Origin of the sequence: Desulfosporosinus nitroreducens (assembly GCF_023897015.1) — a bacterium.
In the GTDB taxonomy this organism is placed as follows: Bacteria; Bacillota; Desulfitobacteriia; order Desulfitobacteriales; family Desulfitobacteriaceae; genus Desulfosporosinus; species Desulfosporosinus nitroreducens.
The window spans coordinates 22,281-47,203 of sequence record NZ_JAMHFY010000016.1 but is presented as its reverse complement, the minus strand read 5'-3'; the positions used below and the strand labels follow the sequence as shown (position 1 = coordinate 47,203).

The window sequence follows — 24,923 nt, the reverse complement described above, 5'->3', positions numbered from 1 at the left end:
GAGAGGTTGAACTAATTATCTCTTTCGTTTTGCCATAAGATTGCTGATAAAACCTTTAAGTCCACCTTTTTTGGGTTCTTCCCATGCAGATTGTAAAGGCATTTGTCCTCTATAATCTTGATTATATCCCTGGGGGGAATATCCTTGGGACGGATAACTTTGAGTCAAAGGCAACTGGGGTTGGGGGTATTGTTGTAGCTGCCCGAAGCCTTGAGGCGGATACCCTGGTGTGGCGTAGCCTTGACCACCCACATTTTGTGGTCCGGCTCCTAAACCAAGATTCCCTCCAAAATTTCCTTGATGTCTAGGCATTTCTCCCCCCAGACTGCTTCCGGGACCATTCATATTCATGTTGCGGCTATATCCTGGTGGTATCGGAAAACTGCCTTGCCCTCCCATCGTGGACGGTACTCTCTGACTCTGATTCAACATCCAAGTGGGAGCGCCCCCGCTAAATTGCCCCGGAGCAGCCGAAGGTTGAAAGAACTGATTCTGTTGGGGCATTGCTTGTTGATTCCAAAACATATTCATTCTATCTAAAGACATAAGGTCACTCTCCATATCTCTATTAAAAAGGTAATATATGGTAGATTATTCGGGGCTATACCATTTCGCTACCCGAAAAAGTTGTCTTATATTATACTTTTTTGAAAGGGGGGAGCCCTCATATTCGCTAAGTGCGATGGGTGTAAATCGAATAATTTATTCATAAACTGCAAGCATTGTAAAATAAGAGCTTGTGCCATCAATCGTAAGGTAGAACACTGTAACGAATGCAATCAATATCCTTAATGGAATTTTAATTGAATTTAACCACTTCGTAATACCTTGCAGAAAAAACCATATGTCTATGATGAAGAAATAAAAGGATGATAATTTTAACGTGATTCGTTGTTTTTAACTCCTTAACGGGACCCGTTATTATGATAAAAAGTAATCACTTAATCTTCTTGGCCCCGCTAGTACCTCTCTGCCAATGAACAATGTACCGTCATCCTTTGTTTTGACATTCCATTTAACAAGTGCAATAAAACCATCAGCAATTTCAATTGCCGTTATACTACGAGGATGGACACTGCTTCCATCATTAAAATACTGGGGATTACCGATCTCTGGAAACATAGGCTTATGAGTATGACCGGCAATAAGCATATGTTTTTCCTGTATTACCCACTCTGTAAGTTTATTTTCAACTGCATCTTTCATATGATAGTTTTTGGCTGTACTTGTTGGATCATTTACACCGAATAGCTCCAGGGGTCTCCATAAATATCTAACCAGGAATCTCGATAACCTCCACATTTCATAATCCATGAAACTTGCTTGATGCCCATGGATCAAGAGAATCTTGTGATCTGTCATTGAATGCCTTAAAACCAGGCCCTCATGAACCTTAATATTCTCAAATAAGGGATAGTACTTTTTGTCCCTTACATCAAAGTATTGATACAAATTGTTTTTAACAAATTTGTCACTTTTTTTGCACATGTCATGGTTCCCAAAAATTAAATACAGCCTGCCCTCATTGAAGAATTTAGAAAGAAGCCAAAATGCATCACTATGTACGTATATAACGTCAGAAGCTTTTTTATTCTTCCAAAGTTCATCACCATCACCAATCTCAATATAAGTATAATTTTCATTATAGTAATGGGTTAAGGCAGCGAAATATAGATTTTGGTTCTTTGAAAAATCATCTGCCCAGCTTCCATCACCCCTATGGATATCACTCATTAATACAATCCTAGAGGTGTCGTCAAAGGAAATTTCGTCTGCTGAATCAAAGACTTTAGAAATGCGTTTTAACTTATTCATATATAACCCCCACGAAATAGATAAGTTCTGAGATAGGGAAATCTTTGTGTCAAAATTACACAAGCATGATCTATTTCCGGCTTTGTTTAACTTAATATATTGTAGTAAGTTAAAAAAGGTGCTTTAATTGAGGGTTAGAATCTCATTCCACGAGAGGACGTCTTATCCCTAATGAGCATATTGATCATTTAATTTTCCTTCGATTTTGTTGATGATGAGGTCAGTCTTTGTAAGGTGATATGAAGACTCTTTTAATTGTCTCACTCGAAAAAAAAAGACAGTTCAAACTGTCTTTTCAACTACCGTTAAATATTTAATTAAGTATCAAAAGGAATGCCAGTATTTGTTCATAAGACAATAGAATACTATCTTAGGTCTAAAATATCTTTCCTGGATCATCACTGTCATTATCAGTATCAATATCGGTATCAAAATCAGTATCAGTATCAGTATCTGTTTCAATATCAGCACCAGTACCAGTACCACAATTAGCATCAATTTCACAATAAATATCACTATTACTTTCACTGTCTTTATCACTAACAAATTCTTCTGTTGCATAAACAGGAACAGTCTTTGTCAAAGCACCCTGCTGAATCTCAGATACTAATGTCTTCAGGTTACTAACTAATTGTTTTCCTTTGTTAATCCAGCTCTTACCATTATTAACCGTCACTTGGGTTTTTTCCTCAACATTTTGCCAAACACTCTGCGCTTTGTCTTTAATATCTACAGCTTTGTCTCCGATTGCATGGGCCTGTTCGACTAGATCTTGACGCATTTCCTGTCCGCTTTTTGGAGCAAGCAATAGGCCCATCACTGCTCCTGCTAGACTTCCAAACATAGCCGCCTTAATTACCGTACCCTTTTTGTTTGCGTTATTTTTTCCCACTTCTTATCCGCTCCTTTTAACGCCATGAAATTACAAAGCTAACCTCTATTTTGTATATCTAGAAGTCTTTGTTTGATGTGCAATCGTTGCTATCATGGTCGTAAGTTTACAAGTCTTATTTATTATATGCTCTCCGAGATAAAATGCTTCTGGTTTCAATGGTTCAATGCTTAAACTAATGTTGCAGAGAATGACTAACAAGGACATGAACACTACACCATAAGAAGACATAAGATGAAGTTAGAATATTACTTAACTTGTTGCCCGGATATAGGAGGCTGACAATGTTAAACAAAAGTTTTATCAGGTCAGATAACAGGAAGGGACACCAATGTCCATTTACAAGTGTTGTGATACTGCAAAAGGATTCGACCGGGATAGTTCATGCTTGTCCGGTTTCAAAGGCGAACATAATTGGAAGCTCTACATATTCGGTTAAAAGCACAACAAAACGACTCTCTTCCAGTAGTGTAGTTCTCAGCAGATCTTACCGAAAAATTCCTCCCCCAGCAATGAGTTTGTCAATCAAGCCGAAGTATTGGCAAGGAACTTTAAAAGTACAACGTGTTTCAGAACCATCAAATCCTGTGCTATTGACTAGTGCTACTTCGGTTAAGAGACTTATCCAGGTGCTCTGTATCCTTTTAACAGCAGGTGTGATTTTTTTAATTGCCAAACCTAAAAAGCTGATAACTTTAGCTAATAGTTTAAGGGCATATTTATTAAGGCCATGTAGGTTTCACAAAAAATAACGTGCTATTTTGTAGAATAGCGCTCCACTCATAAAAAAGCAGGCTGACGTTAACTCCTAAGAGGTTAACGTCAGCCTGCTTTTTTATGCTGTTAAGCAATGTATTAGAGGAATTTAGTATCTGGTGAGGAAAGTTATAATATGGTTTGTTTAAATCAAGCGTACAGTAGAACCAATTTAAATAATTGAACGAGAATCAAGCGAAAGATTTCAAGGATGAATGATGTATTTAGGGAGGTAGAAAAATGATAGTAAGTCATAACCGGGAAGTTTTAGGAACACCTATAGACAATGATCAAATAAAAAATGCCGTCAAGAAAGTACTTATTTCTCCTGGGCAAGGGTGGGAAGGCTATGTTATGCGCGAATTTGAGCTGGGTCAGGGAGGCTATACTCCTCGCCATACTCACCCTTGGCCGCATATAAATTACATTCTCGAAGGTACAGGGTCTTTGTATTTAGATGGACAGGATTATGCGTTAGAAGCAGGTTCGTTTGCTTTTGTACCTAGCAATGAGTTGCATCAGTTTACAAATACTGGCGAGGGAAGATTTGCTTTCATCTGTATTGTACCTGAAGAAGGAGATAAGTAGTCCTACAGGAACCAAAGGTCAAAAATATTACGGAGGCCCTTAGGAGTCACTTCGCTTTTTCGCCATGTTTCGCCGCAAATCTAGAATATAGTATAAACAGAGACAAACCTTTTCGATGACAATTAGGAATTATTCGATAATTACTTATTGCTTAGAACTGATTTTGTGTCAGCGGCAAGTTCTATTTTAAATAAAGGGGGAGGAAGAGTGAGTAACCGTGAGGTAGCAAGTCTTGCTTGTAAGATTCTTAGTATTTACATGATTATTCAAGGGATTAACGTATCAACCAATGTTCTTTCTTTTGCTGTCGCAATGTCACATCAAATGACTCGTGAAAATTTACTGAATATCAGTTATCCGTTAATGTATATTCTTTTCGGAGTTTTACTATGGCTTCTATCGAGTAAGTTATCGGTAGTTATTGTAAAGAAGGAAACTCATTTTAACGATGGGATAAGGATAAGTGCTAGTGATATTCAAAGAATTGCATTTTCAGTTCTCGGTCTATTTTTTGTAGGTAATTCATTGCCTAGGCTAGTTTCAGTAATCGCAATTTTTTATACCAAGAGTAGTCGAGGAATAAACATTTCTACAGCAGAAATATTACTTGGAGCAGGAGGAGACATAACCCAATTAATCGTGGGTTTATGGATTTTTCTCAGCTCAAAGGGTTTAGTCAACTTCCTAAAGGCAATTAGGACTGCGGGATTAAAGAAAGAAGAAGAGGATTAATGCAGGACCCAGGTGCTCAAGAACTCTGGGCCGCCCTTAGTAAGTCAATAAAGGAATTATAATGATAACGTCCTAAAAAACTGCAACATTAACAAAACTTTTTCGAACAGAGCTTAACTTGAGAAGGGGATGGAGGATATGAAAAACAAAGAGCGAATACTATGGATTGGTTCAATGGCGGTAATCTTAGCCGTTTCTTTAATCATTATTTTTCAATACCAAATAAAGTTAAGCAACGCTGAGGAAAAGAAGACTAGTTTATTTAACGACAATAGTCGACTAAAGCAAGAAAATGAAGATTGTGCCACTCAAGCTTCGGGATTGAGGAGCGAACTTGAGAAATTAGAATTAGGAAATTATGACAAAACTACAATGCTTAAATTACAGGCTAAAGGATATACAGGTCAACTGAAAGATATTGTTGCAGACCTCAAGATGCATAATGAGTTGATTCCCTATAAGGGTATTATGGGTGGCACAATGGGTTTTTATCATGATAAAGACATACACCTTCTTACTGATAGGTGGGCATTGGCATATTTTGATGATGGACATATTTCCGGATATATGCTGTTAAGTTACGATATAAATAATGGAACTATCTCATGGAAAGTAATTGATTCACACCTCGATGTTTAAGGGTACAGAAGTCTAATAGAACCAGTGCCTCCTCGCTTACATTTATTTGACGAACGCGTGTTTAACTCGGTGACTGGGGTTAGCAGATAAATTTATTTTATCTGTAATACAAATGTGACACGCGACATAATTATATTGCAGGGCAAAAAAAGATAAGGGAGTGTCCTTATCGGTGCGAGCAAGGCAACCTTATCGGCCGGTGAGAAGTAGCTCGGTTTGGCGCTGGCTACTTTTTACCTTTTTTTACCACTGAGGAGATAGTTCACCTCACAATAACTTTTATCACCTCCACGATTAAAACTAGCAAACTAACTAGTAATGAACAGGATCCGATGGCAATCATTAACGTTTCATATGTTTTCATGATCCAACTTCCTCCCTTCAGAGAGAAATTTGGCTGCATGCCCGCAAATATGATAATTATGTCTATTACAAATATATATGCAGTAATGATGCCTTTAATAACGTTTTATAAAAATAAAGTCGTCCATAAGGCGACTTTTGTTTTGTCGGGTATTTAAAAAAATCATTACAACGACTTTCAATCGAGAAACGATATAGCGTGTGCCAAGCCCTAAAGCTGTAGCGACTAATAACATATTCTCAACAGCTTCAGCGCAGTCTTGATCAGCAAATGGAGCATTATCTTTCGGTGATAATAATTTCACATATTATACTGCGAAAAAAATGGTTTTGATTAAAGACAATTTGCTAACAAAAAGCCAGCTTCAAAGCTGGCTTTTTGCGGTATAATTTTAACATCTTACAAGAGAAGCGAGAATAGACAAGAAAGATATTCTCACTTCGACTATACTTGAAGACGTTATTGTTGTATAATAAAAAATAGACATAAAAAACCCATATTATCTTTATTTCCCTTACTAATATCATATCACAAAGTCTAGATGATGTCAAATGGGTTTTAAGGATTCTGAGTTTTAGGAGTGTGATTTAATGGACAGTTTTCAAGAAAATCATCAAGAGGAAATTGAGTATCTTACTAAAACAATAGCCTTTATTAACGAAGAAATGGAAAAGGAAGAGATTGATTTAGTAGAGAAAAAGAGTGATTTAATTGCAGCTAGAAAGGATATGTATGAAAACACCGTTCATATTTCAAGTGACTTTGAGAGTCTTGTTGATATTAGTTTATATCTCACGCCAGTTAATAATCAGATCTCAAATTACAATTCAAGGCGTATTAAGAAGCTTAAGAAAATGATAAGCTCGCCTTACTTTGGACGGTTTGACTTTACAGAAAAGGGTTTCAGTGAAAAAGAGAAAATATACATTGGACTTTACAATTTAATGGATAGGGATACAGGTCACGTATACGTTTATGATTGGCGTGCTCCCATTTCAAGCATATTTTATAGGTATGAACTAGGAGAAGCGATGTATGACACTCCGATAGGGATTAGTCGGGGAGATGTTTCATTAAAAAGGCAGTATCAAATTCGAAATTCTAAGCTAAAATATTTTTTTGATTGTAGTGTCAGGATTACCGACGAAATACTGCAGGAAGTATTAAGTCATAATACTTCCGCCAAAATGAAAAATATTATAGAAACTATTCAGAAGGAACAAGATGTAATTATTAGGGATAGGGACCATGAGCTTTTAATCGTACAAGGTGTAGCGGGGAGTGGAAAAACTTCGATTGCCTTGCATAGGATTGCCTTCCTCCTTTATGAAGGTCTTAATTCCAATCTGCAATCTAATAATGTCATCATAATTTCCCCTAACATTGTTTTTAGTCACTATATTTCTAGTGTCCTCCCCGAGCTCGGAGAGGAAAATGTGAGACAAAGCATTTTTGATGATCTAGTACTAGATGCTTTTAAAGGCAGGTTTGGTGAAGAAACTAGAGATATGCAGCTTGAAACATTGATACATTCCCGAGCGAAGATCGTAGGAGACCAAAGGCGGCAAAGCATCGATTTTAAAGGTTCGAGGATCTTTAAGCAAATTCTTGATAGACTATTATGGCATTATGGGCATCAGCTCATTGTTTTTGAAGATGTATATTACAACGGAACGATTATTACGACAAGGCAACAGCTAAAGAACCGTTTTTTACACAATGAAATTGGTATTCCGATGGCAAAACAGCTCAAAATAATCGAAAAGACACTCTTGGAAAAGGTCCACCCCTTACAGAGAAATAGACTCAAACGCTTGGAAAAGATTGTTGAAAAAAGTGAAGGGCATGAATTTGAGATAAAGTCATTCAGCCGATTATTAGCTATTAAACAAGCCAAGGCATTTAGGGAACGAATTCAAAGATTTACGAACGTTGATTATAGTCAGTTATATGAGCTGCTTTTCAATAACCGTGGGCTTTTGGTTAAGTTATCGAAAGGTCTAGAACTCCCAGAGAATATTGAAGAAATAGTTACAACAACCCAAGAAAATCTTCGAAAAGGACAAGTGCACTATGAGGATTATGCACCACTTCTTTATCTTAAGTTAAAAATCGAAGGAAATGATTTGTTTTCCGAGATCAAACATGTGGTCATTGATGAAGCTCAGGACTATTCACCCCTGCAATATGAGGTTTTTAAGCTTTTGTACAAAAACGCGACTTATACGGTATTGGGAGACATTCAGCAGACGATTGAAAAGACGATTAACCGTTCACACTATGATGATATTTCTGAGATACTCAGCAAAAATAAAACGATTAAGCTATCATTAGATAAAGGGTATAGATCAACTCTTGAAATCAACACTTTCACGCAGAAGCTTCTGAGTGAAGGTGCCAAACAAAATTATTGTTCTATTGAACGGCATGGTGAGGAACCCTTGGTTCTTCATCAAGAAACATTTGAATCGATGGATGAGGCGATCATCGGGGATATTGCTATGTATACAGAACAAGGGTATGAATCCATAGCTGTAATATGTAAAACTCAAAATGATGCAGAAAAGGTGTATTGTCGGTTGAAAAAATCAGTGCAAATTACCCTTATTAAACCCCGGGGCGGAGAAGTAATAAAAGGTGCATTGGTCATTCCATCATATATGGCGAAGGGATTAGAATTTGATGTTGTGATCGTTTACGATGTTAATAAGGAGAACTATTCGAGTGATTTTGATAAAAAATTACTGTACATTGCCTGTACGCGAGCGCTCCATCGGCTCGTTATTTATTATAAAGGAGATAAAAGTCTGTTGATTTAACTGTGAAGAACCGGATAATCAGAAGCGTAATAAAAGCTACCTGACAATTGCAATCCTGATTTCAATTAATTATGAAATAACGAGGCTCTTAAAACGAGACCTCGTTTTTTTTACGCCTTTTCATATTACCAATAGGCGATATTACGAGCTATATAGTACAATAGAACGTGAAACAATAACTGAGAGAACACTAGACGGGGTATAATTAAGCTTAACGAGGATTAGAAATGGGAGTAGTGAAGAATGTATCATAATTTAGATGAATGTATTCTTGATTTAGAAAAGGCTGGTCAATTGGTTCGGATTCGTGAAGAAGTCGACCCTTATCTTGAAATGGCAGCTATACATATGAGAGTCCATGCTGCCGGTGGCCCTGCACTGTTATTTGAAAATGTAAAAGGCTCGAATTTCCGAGCAGTATCTAATTTATTCGGTAACTTAGAGAGAAGTAAGTTTATTTTTCGGAATACGCTAGGGGCGACACAGGACGTGATCGCGTTGCGCAATGATCCAATGAAGGCATTGAAAAATCCCTTTAAACATTTCAGTTCAGGATTGGCGGCTTCCAAGGCATTGCCTTTGAAAAAAGCAAATAACACTTTGACTGGGTTCAATGAAATACGAATTTCTGATCTTCCGCTTATTCACCATTGGCCAGATGATGGCGGTGCGTTTATAACTTTGCCTCAAGTTTATACAGAAGATCCGGAAAAACCAGGGATTATGAACAGCAATTTAGGTATGTACCGTGTTCAGCTTAGCGGTAACGATTATGAACAAAATAAAGAAGTTGGTTTACACTATCAAATCCACCGCGGAATCGGCATTCACCAAGAAAAGGCAAAAAAGCTTGGTGTTCCGTTAAAAGTCAGTATATTTATTGGAGGTCCTCCTGCTCATACCCTGGCAGCAGTCATGCCATTACCAGAGGGTCTAAGTGAGATGACGTTTGCCGGTTTGATTGCTGGACGTCGTTTTCGTTACAGCTATGTTGATGGTTATTGCATTAGCCTTGATGCTGATTTTGTTATTACAGGCGAAGTTCATCCAGGTGAAACAAAGCCAGAAGGGCCTTTTGGTGATCATTTAGGCTATTATAGTCTTATTCACCATTTTCCTTTCCTGAGGGTACATAAAGTATTTGCCAAGCCAAATGCGATCTGGCCGTTTACAGTTGTTGGTCGTCCACCTCAAGAAGATACTGCTTTCGGCGATCTTATCCATGGGTTAACGGGACATGCAATTAAACAAGAAATTCCTGGTGTGAAAGAAGTTCATGCTGTAGATGCTGCAGGAGTTCATCCTTTACTATTTGCGATTGGAAGCGAACGCTATACGCCGTATCAAATCGTCAAACAACCGACTGAACTTCTCACTATCGCTAACCGCATTTTAGGTACAGGGCATGTAAGTCTCGCTAAATATTTATTTATTACGGCCGAAGAGAATCAACCTTTAGATACCCATCGAGAAGTAGAATTCTTAACATATATACTCGAACGAATTGATCTGCATCGTGACATTCATTTCCAAACTAATACAACAATCGATACCCTTGATTATTCGGGAACAGGTTTAAACTCAGGCAGCAAGGTGGTTATCGCCGCCTATGGTGATCAAAAAAGAGATGTGTGCAGAGCAGTCCCAGAACAGTTGAAAGATTTGCAGGCCTTTAAGAATCCATGTTTAGTAATGCCAGGGATTGTTGCGATCGAAGGACCAGAGTTTATAAACTATCCGCAAGCACAAAAGGAATTAGACGAGTTAAGCTTGGCTATACAGACAAGAGGTGAAATGCCAACTTGTCCAATGATTATCCTTTGTGATGATAGTTCATTTATCAGTGGCTCTCTAAATAACTTTTTATGGGCGACATTTACGCGAAGTAATCCTTCACATGATATCTATGGGGTTAATAGTTACTATGAAAACAAGCACTGGGCCTGTGACAATATGATCATTGATGCCCGCAAAAAGCCTCACCATGCACCGCCATTAATTCTCGATCCAGCCGTTGAAAAGAACATTGAACGTTTATTTCTAAAGGGAGCGAGCTTGAGCGAAGTAAAAGCAGACTGATTCAAGAATTCATTTGAGCCCTCATCATTTAAGGTGAGGGCTTTATGATGAAAATAACAAAACACTTTTAAAGCAACTAGAGGTTGCTTTTAGAAACACTGGGGTGGTTTGTTTTTCTCTTCAGAATGCTACAATTGATGCATAACGTTAAAAGGAGAGAGAAACATGAAAACCGGAGAAAAAATAGCTAAGGCAAGAAAAGCTATAAATTTGACACAGGATCAATTAGCTGAATTATTGGAAGTTACAAGGCAGACTATTTCCAAATGGGAATCCGAATTAGCCTTTCCAGAAACTGCAAAAATCCCCAAATTAGCTGAAGTGCTGAGGGTAAGTTGTGATTATCTATTAAGAGATGAGAAGTCGGTGACATCTGAAGTTTCTATGAAGAGTTCAAATGGTTATGTTGTTGACTGGACAAAACTTTATCCGATTCTCGGGGAATATCAAAACACCGTAAATTGTAAGCAATATCATAGAATATTTACTGAGATGATCAAAGAAATGATGAAAACCTATAATTACTCTTTAGATGACACGGTTTTAGTTCTCAAAGATTTGCAATACAATGCATTTTTGGATATGCAGAAAGAAGAATAATATAGTATTGAAAAGATGTTTAATGACTGTAGTAAATGATCATATTCCGAAGAAAAAAAGCGACGTGAGAGGTAATCCTCTCACGTCGCTTTCTGCTCGGTACTATAATTCCACATGCTTCTTAAGAAGGTACACGGAAAAAACGAATAATAGTGATGAGACTGCGAGAGAGATAAGAAAGGTTGTGAAGAAATCACTCCCATTTATGCTAAAGCAAAAGCCTTGACCAGAGTGTGAGACAAAGGAATCCTTCTGTGGAGAAAGACCAAGGGCCTTAGCCGCATAAAGATTGGTCATTAGGCCAAACATAACCCAAATTATTAGAGAGCCAGGTATCCAATATGACCTTGTAAGGATAACCATCAAGGCACCTAGAGTAATTGAGAAGGGGCTTATAATGAGTAACCAACTTAGATCTCTTGCACAAGCCTGAAGCAAGTCTAACAGTTGAATTTTTGGAAAAAAAACAGGCAGAGTTGAGGTATAAATTGACCCCATAATTACTAATGTAGCAAAGAAAATGCCATACATTTTTAAAACCCGCCAGAAACTAGCAACCCATTTGGCACTAAGCAGTAAACTTCTTGAATAAGGAAGCGCCAGCCACCACCCTGTGGTTCCTTCTTGCCATTCTTTATTGACAACTAAGATTGCGCACCCAAAAGGAGTTAAAATTAGCAAACACCTAATAATCAAATTAATGTCAATGTATCCCTTGGAAAAGGTTAAGGCAGCATTTATTAAGACTACTGCAAAAACTGCATAAACTTTACTTAAAAGAGATCGATGACGACGATCTTCTTTTTCGAGTTTAGAATCATTTCTAACCAAAGTTAAAAATGCTTTCATCGAAATAACCCCCTGTAAATGGATTCGATAGATCCCTTTTCTTGACGCAGGGCTTCCGCATTTCCTTCTAAAACAAGTTGTCCCTTGTTAAGAAATACAACATGTTCAAACAAGCTTTCTGCTTCGTGGATTTCATGGGAGCTGATCAATATAGTCTGTGGTTGATCCAGCATAGAATTAATGAGCAGTTGAATAATGGTTTCACGGGACAATAGATCAATCCCGGAAAATGGTTCATCAAGGAGCACAAGTTTGACCCTCCGTGCCAGGCAAAGAATGATATGTAAGCGGGCCTCATAACCTTCTGATAAGGTGGATACCAGTACGTCCAAATCGAGACTCATGAGGTTGGCCATTTCAAGAGCGCGTGGCAGGTCAAAGCCAGGTAAAATATTGAGAGCATAGGTTAAGGCTTGTTTAATCGTATGGGATTTGTACCATTTTGCACGATCAGGGAGGTAGGCGATCTCTGAGTTTAACTTCCAGTGAGCTGGTTGACCGAAAATCCCGATACTTCCCTGTTGCGGTTTGACAAGCCCAACGATGGCCTTTAAAAGCGTCGACTTTCCCGCGCCGTTAGGACCAATAAGTCCTGTTATTTGACCTGCTGGAAAAGATACGGTTAAGTCGTTGAGGGCGATCTTGGAACCATAGGATTTGCATAGGTGTTTAATTTCAAGAGCACTACTCATGCCAAGTAACCTCCTTTAGAAAGGACTCTGTTGTAGATCGGTCGATCCCCAGATTTTTCATTGACGAGACGAAGGCAATCACTGCCTCACGTGCCAGCGCCTTTTTTACTTGTTCGACAGTTTCAGAATTAGAGGTGATAAAGGTTCCCTGACCCCGGCGAGTTTCTGTTAAGTGATCACGATCGAGTTCTTGATAGGCTCGCATTACGGTGTTGGGGTTAAGTTTTAATTGTTGTGCAAGATCGCGCACGGAAGGCAACTTTGTTCCTAATTGAACGTCTCCTCTAGCTATAGCCTGGCGTATATGCTGCAGGACTTGTTCATACAAAGGTTTTGACAAATCCAATCGAAACTTAAAATCACCAACTTGTATGCTGTCCACTAACGGTCCCCCTCAAGATAGATCTCTTTGTATTAAGTGTATTATATCAAATATGACACTTAAGTTGAAGATAACGTGTAATAAACTTTTCGAGTTCTGGGAATTTTTAGCTTTGAAATGCGGCTTTTAATTTTACGCAAAGGGTAAGGATCATTGATTTATAAATAAATGTTACAAACGGCTAGATTCGCTGATTCGTGGCGAATATAGCCGTTAATTTTTTGATCATTATCAATTCAGGAAACACTCAACAAACGTTCAGCTAGCATTTAGGCCTGATTCAGAAACAAAGGATATAGTTATTTAGCAACACTTTTAACTTTAAACAGGAGGCCAATAAAAATGAAAGTTTACACTTTTAAGTTAAAAATCATAATATTAATAACAATTTTCTTAGTTGGTACGGTATATGTATTATCGCCATTTCCGAGTAAAGACTCCACTTCATTAATAAATAATAATAAGTTTTACCTACCTGTATATAGCAACTTTGAACTCCAGATAGGAAATGAATGCGCCGCATATTCTGTTGCTTTCGTTTTAAGAAACTTAGGTAATGAATCCAAGGGAGCTGATATCTATGCTGAAATCCCTTTCAAAGACCCTTTTATGGGCTATGTCTTGACAAAAGGACTATTTATATATCTTCAAACACAAGGGTTAACGCCTATGATATATAAAGGGGATCTAGCTACACTCAAGGCTAGACTTGTACAAGAGGCGTCTCCAATTATTGTGTTAATTGGAGAAGGAATCTATTGGCAACATTATATTACATTTTTAGGATTTGATGACGAAAAAAACGAATTGTATTTCTACGATTCTAACGAAACAAATGATAATAACGCAGAACTTCCCGGAAACAAAACTATGGAAAAAGAAGTTTTTTCAAACCTGTGGAACAATGGTTTACCAGTCTTCAATCACGTCTATATATCGACAGGGGAGAAACTGGTATCGCCTACTTAACAAACTTAATTTTATAGCCTGTTGAAACACTGGGTGAGAAGCAAGCGCAAAATTATAACCAATTGATGAATTTGAATAAAGTCTATTATAAACCTTGTGTTGTCTCAGAAATTAGATAACCTTAGGGTGGTAGGAGAAAAGCTAGCAACTATGTTCTAGAAATTTATAACTTAATAATTGATACAGTGAATTAAGTCCAGTAATAAAACTGGACTTTTTGCTTACAATGATCTTATTAGTGATTACGCAACGGATAAAAGCCCGTTGTCGGAAGTGTATAATAAATTAACAGAAGCAGACACTAAAAAAGGTTGCCTTTGTGTTGGAACGAATGTAGATATCAAAAAATATCATAGAATCCCTATGGTATCTTGTACTATGTAAAAGAAACAACTAGGATACAATAAGAAAAAGGAAAAAGAGAAGGAGATGCGATGACAAAGGAGAAAGCAATAATTGAAACAGGATGGAACTTAGACAACAGTTATGCACGGCTGCCAAAATCATTTTTCACCAGCCTCAACCCAATCCCTGTACGCTCGCCCAAGTTGATTATCCTCAATTATCCGTTAGCAACATCCCTAGGGTTGGACTTCCAAGCGTTGGAAAGCATAGATGGCGTTGCAGTGTTTGCTGGCAACCGAATTCCTGAAGGCGCTTCGCCTCTTGCTCAAGCTTACGCGGGACATCAATTCGGTCATTTTGCCTTGTTAGGGGACGGCCGGGCTCTGTTGCTTGGCGAACAGATCACTCCGAAAGGTGAGCGGGTTGATATTCAGCTTAAGGGTTCAGGTCCAACCCCATATTCCCGCCGTGGTGATGGCAGAGCAGCGCTTGGACCGATGCTGCGCGAATATATCATCAGCGAAGCAATGCATGCGCTTGGTATTCCTACCACCCGTAGCCTTGCGGTGGTGACAACCGGAGAGTCAGTAATCCGCGAAACCAAGCTGCCGGGTGCAATTTTAACCCGCGTAGCTGCCAGTCATCTGCGGGTCGGCACCTTTCAATACGTTTCAGAATGGGGAACGGTCGAGGATCTCAGGGTTTTAGCTGATTACACATTGCAACGACATTATCCTGACGTTGCAGATGCCCCGAACTGCTATCTTTTGTTGCTTCAGGAAGTTATCAAGCGTCAGGCCGAATTGATTGCCAAATGGCAACTCGTTGGTTTCATTCACGGGGTGATGAACACCGACAACATGACCCTTAGTGGAGAAACCATTGATTATGGTCCGTGCGCCTTCATGGATACCTATGACCCGGCAACAGTATTCAGTTCAATTGACGTTCAAGGCCGCTATGCCTATGTCAATCAGCCGAATATTGCCGCATGGAATCTCGCGCGATTTGCTGAAACCATATTGCCGCTGGTGCATAACAATCAGGAACAAGCGATCAAAATGGCCCAGGATGCGATTTCGGATTTTACTGACTTGTATCACCGTAATTGGCTCTCAGGAATGAGAGCAAAACTAGGAATTATGAACGAAGAGATCGAGGATGAAGCCCTTATTGAAGGTCTGCTCAGTATGATGCAGAAGTATCGTGCGGACTATACTAATACTTTCCGCACGTTAACTTTTGACAGACTGGAGGATTCGGTCCTGTCTGGCACCCCAGAATTTGGTCAGTGGCATGAGCAGTGGCAGGCAAGACTAGGCAGGCAACAGGAATCGAAAACCTCTTCCCATCAATTGATGCGGAACTCCAATCCTGCGCTAATCCCTCGCAACCATCAAGTAGAGGCTGCACTGGAAGCCGCGGTGAAACAAGAAGACTACAGCGTAATGGAGCAACTTCTTGATGTTCTTTCAAACCCCTACGCACACTCCCCCGAACAGGCTGATTACTGTACATTGCCAGAGCTATCAAGCCAACCTTACCGAACTTTTTGCGGGACCTGATATAGAAGTATTAGGGGCGATTCTTTCTTGAGTCTTTCAAAGTTAATCTCTAAGCGCCAAAAGTTCCAGATCGTTTTAAGACGGTCTGGAACTTTTATATTTCTTAGTTTGATTCCTCGATTATGAAGGAAAATTATGTAATAGTAATTATTGACATATGTTCAATACAGAGTATAATTGAAATCATAAAGGGCATATGTCAGTAACTTCGAGGAGGTAAATAGATGTCAGGTAGAGTTGAAATGGGTTAAAAGGATAGCAAAGGTGGAAGAAGGACGCTCCTTTTACTTTTGTCATGAAAAATGAAATTATACCTTGATGTCTGATGAGTAAGAAACTATACGGCTCATCGACTTAAAGGGCTGCGCAGGAAGAGTTGGAAATCTAAGGAACTGTTAAATACCTAATTAATGATAGAGAAAAATATCGCAAGGTCTTAAGGCAACAAATTAAGGTTGATAAAATTGAGGAGGAGACATTATGATTGCTGTAGTAAACCAAGATGAATGCATCGGGTGTGAATCATGCCCTGAATTCTGTCCTGAGGTTTTTAAGATGGGGGCAGACGGGTTAGCAGTAGCATACACAAACCCAGTCCCCAGTGAGTTTGAAGAAGCTGCCAAAGAAGCTGCCGAGGGCTGCCCGGCACACTGTATTACTATTGAATAGTTTAAGTGATGATAAGGTTTCAAGGGTTGAATTTGGGGACTTTGACCAAAGTCAATCGGAGGTGAACATAAGTTGAGAGTACCAATAAGAATTAAAAATACAGATCCAACCTTACGTGATGAAATCGCGGAATTATTGAAAGGCTATGATTTTTCTAAATGCCTTACTTGTGGTATGTGTACGGCTGGTTGTGTTTATAGTGATCTGCATGAGGATCAAGATCCTCGTAAATTTATACGTAAAGTAGTCTTGGGTATGCGAGAAGAAGCAGAGAACGATCCCTTTATCTGGAATTGTACAATGTGTAATCGTTGTACCGTTGAATGCCCGATGGGAGTGAATATTAACGCAATAGCGAGGGCATTTCGAGGAAAAGTTGCAATGCCTCCTGGTCATTTGCAGGTTATTGCTAATGATCATATACGGACAGGTAATCAGATGGGTGTCGAACAAATTGACTATGATGAGACATTACAATGGATTGAAGAAATGATGCAGGAAGAATTGAACGACCCGACTTATAAGATTCCTTTAGATGTCCCTAATGCAGATTTCTTCTTTGGATTTAATGCTCGAGAGATTAAACATTATCCAGCTGATCTGCAAAGCATTTTAAACGTTTTCCACGCGGCCAAAGCAAACTTTACGATTAGCTCTAAGCGTTGGGATGCAACAAATATTTGTTTGTTTACGGGTAAAAACGATGAATTCGATGCGATTTCGCGTCCGATGTTTGAAGAAGCTGAGAGGCTAAACCCTAAGGAAATTATTGTCACGGAATGCGGTCATGCTTTCCGTTCGACAAGGGTGTTTGCGCGAGATTACTGGAAAGGGAAACAGTTCCCTGTTCGGCATATAGTCGAGTTGTATGCTGATTGGATTAAAGACGGCACATTAAAATTGGATAAGAGCAGAAACACAATCCCGGTAACTTTACATGATCCCTGTAATACGGTTCGTAAAGAGGGAATTGTCGAGCCTCAGCGTTATGTACTGAATAATACTGTGATGGATTTTCGTGAAATGTTTCCTAACAGGGAGTATAACCTTTGTTGCGGAGCCGGCGGGGGCGCAGGTGCCGTAGCTGCAACTAAAGCAATGCGTATGGTTAAAGCCAAGCCTAAAGTTGATCAATTAGTGGCTACAGGTGCGAAAATTGGGTGTATCCCTTGCCATAACTGTATGGACCAGTTTGTAGACATGAATAAGCATTACAAACTTGGTATGAAAATGATGCATCTCACCGCCTTAGTAGAAGTTGCATTGGGTTTAGTAGATGAGGAGAAGCAATTTTCTCATTAAATTATTAACATTACGCCAGTAGTAACTGCCTTAGTTTAGTGAAATCAACGCAAAAAGCACAGGACAAGAAATTCTGCCTGTGCTTTTTGCTTTTTATTTTCCTATTTTCCTGCTAACATATTGTTAAGGTCAGTCTTGACATCTCCGGTCAGTTGAAGGTTGAAGTTTTCCTGGAGGACACTCAAAACACCAGGCGTAATAAATTCCGGAGCCTTTGGCCCTACATAGATGTTCTTGACACCTAAGCTAAAGAGTCCCAAAAGAATGGCCACGGCTTTTTGTTCAAACCAGGAGAGAACAATACTTAGCGGAAGGTCATTTACCCCGCAACCAAAGGCATCTGCCAGTGCTAAAGCAATTTTTACGGCTGAACCGGAATTATTACATTGACCCAAGTCGATATAACGGGGGATTCCATCGATCGTACCAAAATCATGGTCATTAAAACGGAACTTACCGCAGGAAGTCGTCAAAATGACACAATCTTGAGGAACGGAGAGGGCTAATTCACGGTAATAGTCGCCGCCTTTTCCTGGTGCATCACAGCCTGCAATAACAAAGAATCGTTTGATTTTCCCAGCCTTTACAGCTTCTATTATTTGCGGGGCGATACTTAAAACGGTGGTGTGGTGAAATCCTGTCAACAAGGTTTTATCGGATTTGACATCCGCTTTAGGCAAGGACAGTGCTTTTTCAATGATTGGAGTAAAATCATCATTGGCGATTTTTGCGACTCCTTCTAAACCCGCAACATCGTAGGACCAGAATCGATCGCTATAGCTCCCTTTGATTGGCATCACGCAGTTGGTTGTGCCAAGGATTGCCCCAGGAAATGCTTCAAAGAGTTGCCTCTGATCAAACCAGGACTTACCGATATTACCTTTTAAATGAGCATATTTTTTCAGATGAGGATAACCATGAGCCGGCAACATTTCGGAGTGGGTATAAATATTAACGCCTTTGCCTTCGCTCTGTTTGAGAAGCTGTTCGAGGGCAAACAAGTTATGCCCGGTGACTACGATACAATGTCCCTCAATTTTGTCTTCAGAAACGGTTACAGGGGTTGGTGTTCCCAGCAAAGCTGTGTGGGCTTGGTCCAAGACATCCATAATTTTAACTGTAGCTGTTCCAACTTTAAGGGCCATGCCAATAGTCTCGGCAAGGTTAAAGTTTGAGTTGGTCAAGGTTGAATACAAAGCTTCATGAGTTATTTTATCGACTTCCGTGTCGCTGTAACCAAGTTGCCGTGCATGTGTGGCGTAGGCTGCAACCCCTTTTAAACCAAAGATTATGGTATCTTGCAGGCTAGCGATATCCGGGTTCTTACCGCAAACTCCGAATTTAGTGCATCCGCCACTCGGAGTTTGTTCACATTGATAACAAAACATGGCGTTGATTTCTTTTGAAGTTTCTTTATCGTTTTGGGATTTGCCGCCTAAATTCGCGAAAAGATCTTTTAATGACATTATTTAGTCTCCTTTGTTGTTTGTTTGTATTTATAGTTTTATGATACTTTAAGAAAAGAGATTTAACTGTGACTGGTTAGTTTTTTTAATGTGATATAAATCATATCTTCACTGTTAACACAATCACATAATCTGCAAACAAAAGGAAAGTAGAAGCCTTTTTATCAGGAAACCTACGCCAAAGATAATTGGAATACGATCTTTGCGCACGCGCCTTGGCTTAGGCTTTTACTGAAAAGGAAACCATCCGTAAAAATTTAAGGTGGTTTCCTTTTTATAAGTTTAATGTGAGCTGTATCACACATTAATCATCTTAAAATTATATAATTAACGAGAAATAATTTACTATATGAAGCAAAGGAGAACTTATGTCGAAGCATAAAAACACTTACACTTGGCGCAGACTCATTCAATTACTATTCACCATTGTTGTTGTCTTGATCGGGGTTCAATTTATTCGTTTTGTTTACAGCATAACCGATCCAAACACCATGCAGTTCATTGCAAGACCGGCGGGAGTGGAGGCATTTCTTCCGATCAGTGCTTTGGTCGCTTTAAAATCGTGGCTCGCCAATGGTATATTTGACCAGATCCACCCGGCTGGACTTGTGATGCTTTTGGCTGCCATGAGCGTCTCCCTTTTATGGAAGAGGGCATTTTGTTCTTGGATTTGTCCTTTTGGTACATTATCTGAGGGTTTAGCTTTATTGGGTAAAAAGATGTTCAAGAGGAATTTTATCCTGCCAAACTGGCTCGATTGTCCTTTACGCTCTCTAAAGTATATAATTCTTGCTTTTTTTGTCCTTTTCATTTTTGTGCTTATGGATGGAGCTTCAACCTACATGTTTTTACAAACTCCCTATAACATGGTTGCGGATATTAAGATGTTAGACTTTTTTAGAAATATGACTTGGGTAGGATTCAGCGTTATCATCAGCTTGATGCTGCTTTCCATCCTTATTGAGAATTTCTGGTGCCGGTATCTCTGTCCCTATGGAGCTTTGTTAGGTTTATTGGGCATATTAAGTCCTTGGAAGATACGAAGAGAGCCCCTCTCATGTATATCCTGTGAAAGATGTTCGATCTCTTGCCCGAACCGAATCGAAGTCGATAAAGCACTAACCGTTTGGTCACCGGAGTGTACAGGGTGTTTAAATTGTGTGGATCAGTGTCCAGTAAGCAACACTTTAAGATTTGATCTTCCCAAGACTTCGTTCCCTTTGTCACCAAGGATGTTGGCTCTGGGAGTAGTTGCTTTATGGATCGCCTTGGTCGGTGTTGCCAAGCTGACTGGGTATTGGGAAACGAGTATCTCAACGGAAATGTATAAGATGTTAATCCCAATTATGGACCAGTTAAATCACTTTTAAGCTAAAATCCATTCCGTAAAATATACTCCAGAGAATGTTAAATACTTGGAAGTTAAGTGGCTATGAATTTTGTCTTTCTTAAAAGTGAGTCGTGATAGTAGATTGTAACCATAATGCTAAGAGGAAAAGCTATGACAGGTTCGAGAAAGAAATGAAATGGTGAAGAATTCTTATAATGCGAAAGAAACAGTAAATACTAAGTGAGGTGACATATGAAGATTGGAATTCTCGTAAGAGAAGATACCATGATGAAGTGTACAGGAAAGGGCTGCTTGAACGCTCTTTTACAGAGAAAAGATGCTTTTGCTAGATATAATGGAGAAATAGAGTTGCTGACTTTTACCCATACCGGCGGTAATTTAAATCGTAAGATTGAGAAAATGCTTGAAGCCGGCATCAAGAGTGTACACATATCCTCCTGCTTAAGAGCAAAGTCCCCGGAATATGAAACGTTAACTAAAACTCTTTCTGTTAATTTTACCGTTGTCGGATACACACACGGTTCAGAAGCAGGGGTAAGAAATTCTTCGCTTCATGATATAAAACATGATATTAATGATTGAGTATGGTATGGAATTTTGAAGCTTTATAAGAAGAACAAAAGCCATCTGGGGAACGGAAGGACGTTAGGGGAACCAATTTTATAAATGGCAAAACCAGATCGTTTTTGTGACGATCTGGTTTCGTTTTATCAATGTTAACTTCTGTTATCTGGGAGGAATTAAAGAAAAGATGACGAATATTGTATGCATAACATATAATCTGTAGGTATCACTCGAATTATCAGTCATCAGCTTTTGTTGATCAACAAAAGCTGACATTGTTTTAGATTGATTTTTTGCTGGAGAGGCCGGAGTGTTCAGCCTAACAATTAATAAAAGGGAGATAGATGATTGAACAAGGAAGATATCGCAGGCATTCGTAAAGAATTAAAAACAAATAATTCTAAATTAAAAATTCAAGAAATTTGCAGCTATTTTATCAAACAAGACAGTAAGGACATCCTCTGTTCTGAAGAAATATACTTTGATATGATGGACGAGCAAAAAAAAGAATTGTATTTAAAAAACTTCAAAAAGGTCTTGACAGGTAAGATTGATTCGAAAATTTTTGAATTAGAATTCAAAAACAATAAACTGGGCGAAAATCAAACTCAGAAGCAAATGATTCATATTTTGAAAACAAATAATTTCAAAGAGGCAACACAAACTATCGTGAGTAAAATTCTGGACCAAACTAGTGAAAAATATGAGCTAGATTTTATGGTTAGTTTTGTTCGAGGAGAAGTTTATAAGTCAGCTAAAAATAAAGATAACGGTGAAGTAGATAATGACGTAGCCTACTCCTTGGGATTTTTCATATGCAGTGTCTGCCCTGTTATCATTCCGAAAAACTCACTTAATTTTGATTTCATTGAAAGAGAGTTTAGCACCAGTGTACCTGCAAAAGCTATCATTAATACAGCGTCTCCTTTTGAGGGTTTTATGTTTCCTTCGTTTAGTGAAGATGCTGCAGAGACTGACAAGGTTGTTTACTATACCCAAAAAGAAAACAAGCCCAATGCTTTGTTTGTAGAAAACATTCTCGATTGTGATTTCAAATCGACAGCCCAGGCTGACAAAGAGCGCTTTTTTGAAGTTGTTCGAGACATTGTAGGAGCCGAAATTGAGCCGGAAGTTGTTTCGAGCATTTATGAAGAACTTGGTCGTCGACTTGACGTAGAGGAAGAAAGTGGAGAAGTTTCTTTAATAGGTTTGAAAGATATGGAGAGAATTTTAGAAAATAGCGGAATTAACACCGCAGATAAGTTGAGATCTTCGTTTCTGGGAATTATGGGTGAGGAAAACTACGAGTTTAAAGCCTCGAGTATTACCCCTAATTATGCAACGAAGTCGATTAAAATTGACAACAACACAGCGTCAATTTCCATTGGCCCACAAGATTTAAAAAATGTTAAGCAAGTAACCAAGGACGGTGTACGATATTTGATGATTAGAATTGATGACACAGCCACACTTGAAGGCTTTGATTTGATTACTGAGGAATTTTAACATCATAAAACTTTACCAGATCGTTAGATCTAGTTTTTTTATATTTACTTAGATTATTTACTGATCTTGGCAGGAAGTCTAAAGAAATATGTGGAATAATAAATTGATCTCCATATTAAAATTTATCAATGGCTACTCCCGTGGTTGGCAAAATCCCCGAAGATAGACCTAAGATGCTTAAAGTATTGCAAGACACTATTGACGATTTTGACGAAGATGAATTAAGGCAATATCGAGAGCAGTTAAGACAGTTGTAATGAAGTCTGCCGAAAAGCTGGATATGATAGCGGTGTCCAATAATTCCACTGCATATTTCTTGATAAACCGAAGAGCAAGGAAAAGAGAAAAACAGAATAACCATTACGACAATGCCTTAACTCATTCAGGAGGATATAACTATATGGATATAAAGATAAGGGAAGCAGTCATAAAAGATTATGAAAGTTTATGTGAAATTTATGTCGAACTTGATGAACAACACAGGTTAAATCATCCTGAACTTTTTATTAAACCTGAAGATTACGCAAGAGCAAAAGAATACATATCGGAAATCATCAATGATAGTAATAAGGCACTTTTTGTTGCTGATATTGATACAAAAGTTGTGGCTTTTGCAGAATGTTTCATTCAGAGGTCATCTAATTTCCCTGTTATCAAGAAGAGGGAATGGGTACAATTAGATGGTATTGCAGTTAAGAGAGATTATCAAAAGTATCATATCGGTTCTTTACTTTTAAGGAAAGTTGTTGAGTGGGCTAAATGTCAGGAGATAAAAAGAATCGAATTAAAAGTATATTCCTTCAATAAGTATGCTGATGAATTTTATTCAAGGAAAGGTTTTAAAGATTTAAGTAAGGCTATGTATTTAGACTTATAGTATTTGTTCAGATTAGCATTTGAATTTTAGAAGGCGTATCCGGTTTCACGAGGTCTGCTGGTACTTTTTTTAGAGGCAGATGACCCGAATGAGAGTGACAGCATTTATGGTTTATGTGATAATGAAAAAAATGGGTTTTAGGGGGAATACCACCATGACTAAACTCATAAATCCAGTTGCTTCTCCGGTAGAAAGTTGCTGAGCACCAAAGAAGGATGCTGGTCAGCATCCTATGAAGAACAATACGGAGCATTGCCAAATCTGCGGTCAAGCGTTGGACTATTTAAGCGTGGGCAAAGAGAGCACCTGTGTTAAATGCGGGAAAATCGAGATTGGAAATATATGTTGTCCTAATGGGCACTACGTTTGTGATGATTGCCATGGGAAAGATCTATTTGAGTTCATTTTGAATGATATTGAGACAACTCAAGAACATAATCCATTTGTGATTGCCGAGCGATTGATGAGTCATGAAAGAGTGCCAATGCTTGGTTGTGAGAATGCCTGGATCGCTGCCGGGGCTTTCCTTGCGGCACTTAAAAACGAAGGAACGTTAAAAATAGCTGACAATCAGATTCGAGAGGCTTTACAGAGAACAAAAAAACAAGCTATCGGCGGATATTGCGGATTAACGGGTGTCTGCGGCATTGCCCCGGCTATTGGAGCCTGTTTTAGCGTTCTGCTGGGAGCAGCGTGTCCAAAAGATCAAGAAACAGCAAAAACCATGAACGTTGTTGGCAATATCGTTCAGGTCATCGCCAGTCTCACCGGTCCATGCTGTTGTAAGGCTTTTGTTAGGGCTGCCCTAGCTGAGGCCTCAGCTTCAGCCGAAGAGTTCTTTAATGTCTCCCTGCCTGCGTACGAGCAGATCGACTGCACCTATAGCGCACGTCACCCGCACCAATGCCGAGAAGATAAATGCCCTTATTATAAGTATCCCCAGGAAAAAGCAAAGACGTTAGACCTTTAATCGTTTTATATATAGTAATGTATATCAATGTAATATTTTCAAAATTGTTTGATTGGAGTTTTAGAAAATGTCTTTTATACTAAAAATCAATAAGTAGAAACAAGTCGTTAACTGGTATCTATAGACTAGACA

Annotated in this window: 26 protein-coding genes; 17 read left to right on the top strand and 9 right to left on the bottom strand. The window is 38.8% G+C overall.

Annotated elements, in window-relative coordinates; all coding sequences use genetic code 11:
• Positions 1-15: 15 nt before the first annotated feature.
• A complete protein-coding gene (locus M8E35_RS16815; protein ID WP_252470418.1) occupies positions 16-546 on the bottom strand; it encodes a hypothetical protein in 531 nt (176 codons plus the stop codon).
• A 120-nt stretch (positions 547-666) separates the two neighbouring features.
• Between M8E35_RS16815 and M8E35_RS26975 the strand changes: the two genes are divergently transcribed.
• Positions 667-792, top strand: coding sequence for a DUF3795 domain-containing protein (locus tag M8E35_RS26975; RefSeq protein WP_366946827.1), 126 nt, complete (start codon positions 667-669; stop codon positions 790-792).
• Positions 793-921: 129 nt separating this feature from the next.
• Here M8E35_RS26975 and M8E35_RS16810 read toward each other — a convergent pair whose 3' ends face one another.
• Positions 922-1,815: a metallophosphoesterase gene (locus M8E35_RS16810; protein WP_252470416.1), complete on the bottom strand. Its 894-nt coding sequence runs from the start codon at positions 1,813-1,815 to the stop codon at positions 922-924.
• 376 nt (positions 1,816-2,191) lie between these two features.
• Positions 2,192-2,707, bottom strand: coding sequence for a YtxH domain-containing protein (locus M8E35_RS16805; protein ID WP_252470414.1), 516 nt, complete (start codon positions 2,705-2,707; stop codon positions 2,192-2,194).
• 284 nt (positions 2,708-2,991) lie between these two features.
• On the opposite strand from M8E35_RS16805, the gene M8E35_RS16800 reads away from it, so the two are divergent.
• The 4 genes from M8E35_RS16800 to M8E35_RS16785 all read left to right on the top strand — a co-directional run bounded on the left by M8E35_RS16800 (position 2,992) and on the right by M8E35_RS16785 (position 5,422).
• Positions 2,992-3,459: a hypothetical protein gene (locus tag M8E35_RS16800; protein WP_252470412.1), complete on the top strand. Its 468-nt coding sequence runs from the start codon at positions 2,992-2,994 to the stop codon at positions 3,457-3,459.
• A gap of 244 nt (positions 3,460-3,703) precedes the next feature.
• Positions 3,704-4,051 (top strand): cupin domain-containing protein, encoded by a 348-nt coding sequence (locus M8E35_RS16795; protein WP_252470410.1) that lies wholly within the window; start codon positions 3,704-3,706, stop codon positions 4,049-4,051.
• 207 nt (positions 4,052-4,258) lie between these two features.
• Entirely contained in the window at positions 4,259-4,783 is a 525-nt protein-coding gene (locus M8E35_RS16790) for a hypothetical protein (RefSeq protein ID WP_252470408.1), read from the top strand.
• 138 nt (positions 4,784-4,921) lie between these two features.
• Positions 4,922-5,422: a hypothetical protein gene (locus M8E35_RS16785; RefSeq protein ID WP_252470406.1), complete on the top strand. Its 501-nt coding sequence runs from the start codon at positions 4,922-4,924 to the stop codon at positions 5,420-5,422.
• Positions 5,423-5,684: 262 nt separating this feature from the next.
• Here the strand turns inward: M8E35_RS16785 and M8E35_RS16780 are convergent, their stop codons facing one another.
• Together M8E35_RS16780 and M8E35_RS16775 are read right to left on the bottom strand one after the other, a co-directional pair.
• Complete coding sequence (locus tag M8E35_RS16780) at positions 5,685-5,786, bottom strand: putative holin-like toxin (RefSeq protein ID WP_252470404.1); 102 nt, start codon at positions 5,784-5,786, stop codon at positions 5,685-5,687.
• A 94-nt stretch (positions 5,787-5,880) separates the two neighbouring features.
• Positions 5,881-6,090, bottom strand: coding sequence for a nitroreductase family protein (locus M8E35_RS16775; protein ID WP_252470402.1), 210 nt, complete (start codon positions 6,088-6,090; stop codon positions 5,881-5,883).
• A gap of 286 nt (positions 6,091-6,376) precedes the next feature.
• On the opposite strand from M8E35_RS16775, the gene M8E35_RS16770 reads away from it, so the two are divergent.
• From M8E35_RS16770 to M8E35_RS16760, 3 genes are all read left to right on the top strand, one after another.
• Positions 6,377-8,605: a HelD family protein gene (locus tag M8E35_RS16770; protein ID WP_252470400.1), complete on the top strand. Its 2,229-nt coding sequence runs from the start codon at positions 6,377-6,379 to the stop codon at positions 8,603-8,605.
• A 243-nt stretch (positions 8,606-8,848) separates the two neighbouring features.
• Positions 8,849-10,684, top strand: coding sequence for a UbiD family decarboxylase (locus M8E35_RS16765; protein WP_252470398.1), 1,836 nt, complete (start codon positions 8,849-8,851; stop codon positions 10,682-10,684).
• Between the two features lie 165 nt (positions 10,685-10,849).
• Entirely contained in the window at positions 10,850-11,284 is a 435-nt protein-coding gene (locus M8E35_RS16760) for a helix-turn-helix domain-containing protein (RefSeq protein ID WP_252470396.1), read from the top strand.
• Between the two features lie 102 nt (positions 11,285-11,386).
• On the opposite strand, the gene M8E35_RS16755 is transcribed toward M8E35_RS16760, so the two are convergent.
• Genes M8E35_RS16755 through M8E35_RS16745 form a run of 3 tightly spaced genes read right to left on the bottom strand, consistent with a single transcriptional unit; the run spans position 11,387 to position 13,207 of the window.
• A complete protein-coding gene (locus M8E35_RS16755) occupies positions 11,387-12,133 on the bottom strand; it encodes a hypothetical protein (protein WP_252470394.1) in 747 nt (248 codons plus the stop codon).
• Positions 12,130-12,825, bottom strand: a complete 696-nt coding sequence (locus tag M8E35_RS16750; RefSeq protein ID WP_252470392.1) for an ABC transporter ATP-binding protein — start codon at positions 12,823-12,825, stop codon at positions 12,130-12,132. The genes M8E35_RS16755 and M8E35_RS16750 overlap by 4 nt, the downstream gene beginning before the upstream one ends.
• A complete protein-coding gene (locus M8E35_RS16745; protein WP_252470390.1) occupies positions 12,818-13,207 on the bottom strand; it encodes a GntR family transcriptional regulator in 390 nt (129 codons plus the stop codon). Before M8E35_RS16745 ends, M8E35_RS16750 begins: the two co-directional genes overlap by 8 nt.
• 342 nt (positions 13,208-13,549) lie before the next feature.
• Here M8E35_RS16745 and M8E35_RS16740 point away from each other — a divergent pair, with 342 nt between their 5' ends.
• From M8E35_RS16740 to M8E35_RS16725, 4 genes are all read left to right on the top strand, one after another.
• Positions 13,550-14,176 (top strand): C39 family peptidase, encoded by a 627-nt coding sequence (locus M8E35_RS16740; RefSeq protein WP_252470388.1) that lies wholly within the window; start codon positions 13,550-13,552, stop codon positions 14,174-14,176.
• 434 nt (positions 14,177-14,610) lie between these two features.
• Positions 14,611-16,086 (top strand): protein adenylyltransferase SelO, encoded by a 1,476-nt coding sequence (locus tag M8E35_RS16735; protein ID WP_252470386.1) that lies wholly within the window; start codon positions 14,611-14,613, stop codon positions 16,084-16,086.
• A 480-nt stretch (positions 16,087-16,566) separates the two neighbouring features.
• Positions 16,567-16,755: a ferredoxin gene (locus tag M8E35_RS16730; protein ID WP_252470384.1), complete on the top strand. Its 189-nt coding sequence runs from the start codon at positions 16,567-16,569 to the stop codon at positions 16,753-16,755.
• Between the two features lie 72 nt (positions 16,756-16,827).
• The gene (locus M8E35_RS16725; RefSeq protein ID WP_252470382.1) at positions 16,828-18,057 is read left to right on the top strand and encodes a (Fe-S)-binding protein; all 1,230 of its coding nucleotides are present in this window, start codon (positions 16,828-16,830) and stop codon (positions 18,055-18,057) included.
• 101 nt (positions 18,058-18,158) lie between these two features.
• On the opposite strand, the gene hcp is transcribed toward M8E35_RS16725, so the two are convergent.
• On the bottom strand, positions 18,159-19,445 hold the full coding sequence (gene hcp, locus M8E35_RS16720; RefSeq protein ID WP_252470528.1) for a hydroxylamine reductase: 1,287 nt from the start codon (positions 19,443-19,445) through the stop codon (positions 18,159-18,161).
• A gap of 446 nt (positions 19,446-19,891) precedes the next feature.
• On the opposite strand from hcp, the gene M8E35_RS16715 reads away from it, so the two are divergent.
• The 5 genes from M8E35_RS16715 (at position 19,892) to M8E35_RS16695 (ending at position 24,791) form a co-directional block, all read left to right on the top strand.
• Positions 19,892-20,893, top strand: a complete 1,002-nt coding sequence (locus M8E35_RS16715; RefSeq protein ID WP_252470380.1) for a 4Fe-4S binding protein — start codon at positions 19,892-19,894, stop codon at positions 20,891-20,893.
• Positions 20,894-21,105: 212 nt separating this feature from the next.
• Positions 21,106-21,456: a CGGC domain-containing protein gene (locus M8E35_RS16710; protein WP_252470378.1), complete on the top strand. Its 351-nt coding sequence runs from the start codon at positions 21,106-21,108 to the stop codon at positions 21,454-21,456.
• A gap of 330 nt (positions 21,457-21,786) precedes the next feature.
• Positions 21,787-22,944, top strand: a complete 1,158-nt coding sequence (locus tag M8E35_RS16705; RefSeq protein ID WP_252470376.1) for a DUF4317 family protein — start codon at positions 21,787-21,789, stop codon at positions 22,942-22,944.
• 400 nt (positions 22,945-23,344) lie between these two features.
• Positions 23,345-23,821, top strand: coding sequence for a GNAT family N-acetyltransferase (locus M8E35_RS16700; protein WP_252470375.1), 477 nt, complete (start codon positions 23,345-23,347; stop codon positions 23,819-23,821).
• Between the two features lie 154 nt (positions 23,822-23,975).
• On the top strand, positions 23,976-24,791 hold the full coding sequence (locus M8E35_RS16695; RefSeq protein WP_349031371.1) for a DUF5714 domain-containing protein: 816 nt from the start codon (positions 23,976-23,978) through the stop codon (positions 24,789-24,791).
• Positions 24,792-24,923 lie beyond the last annotated feature (132 nt).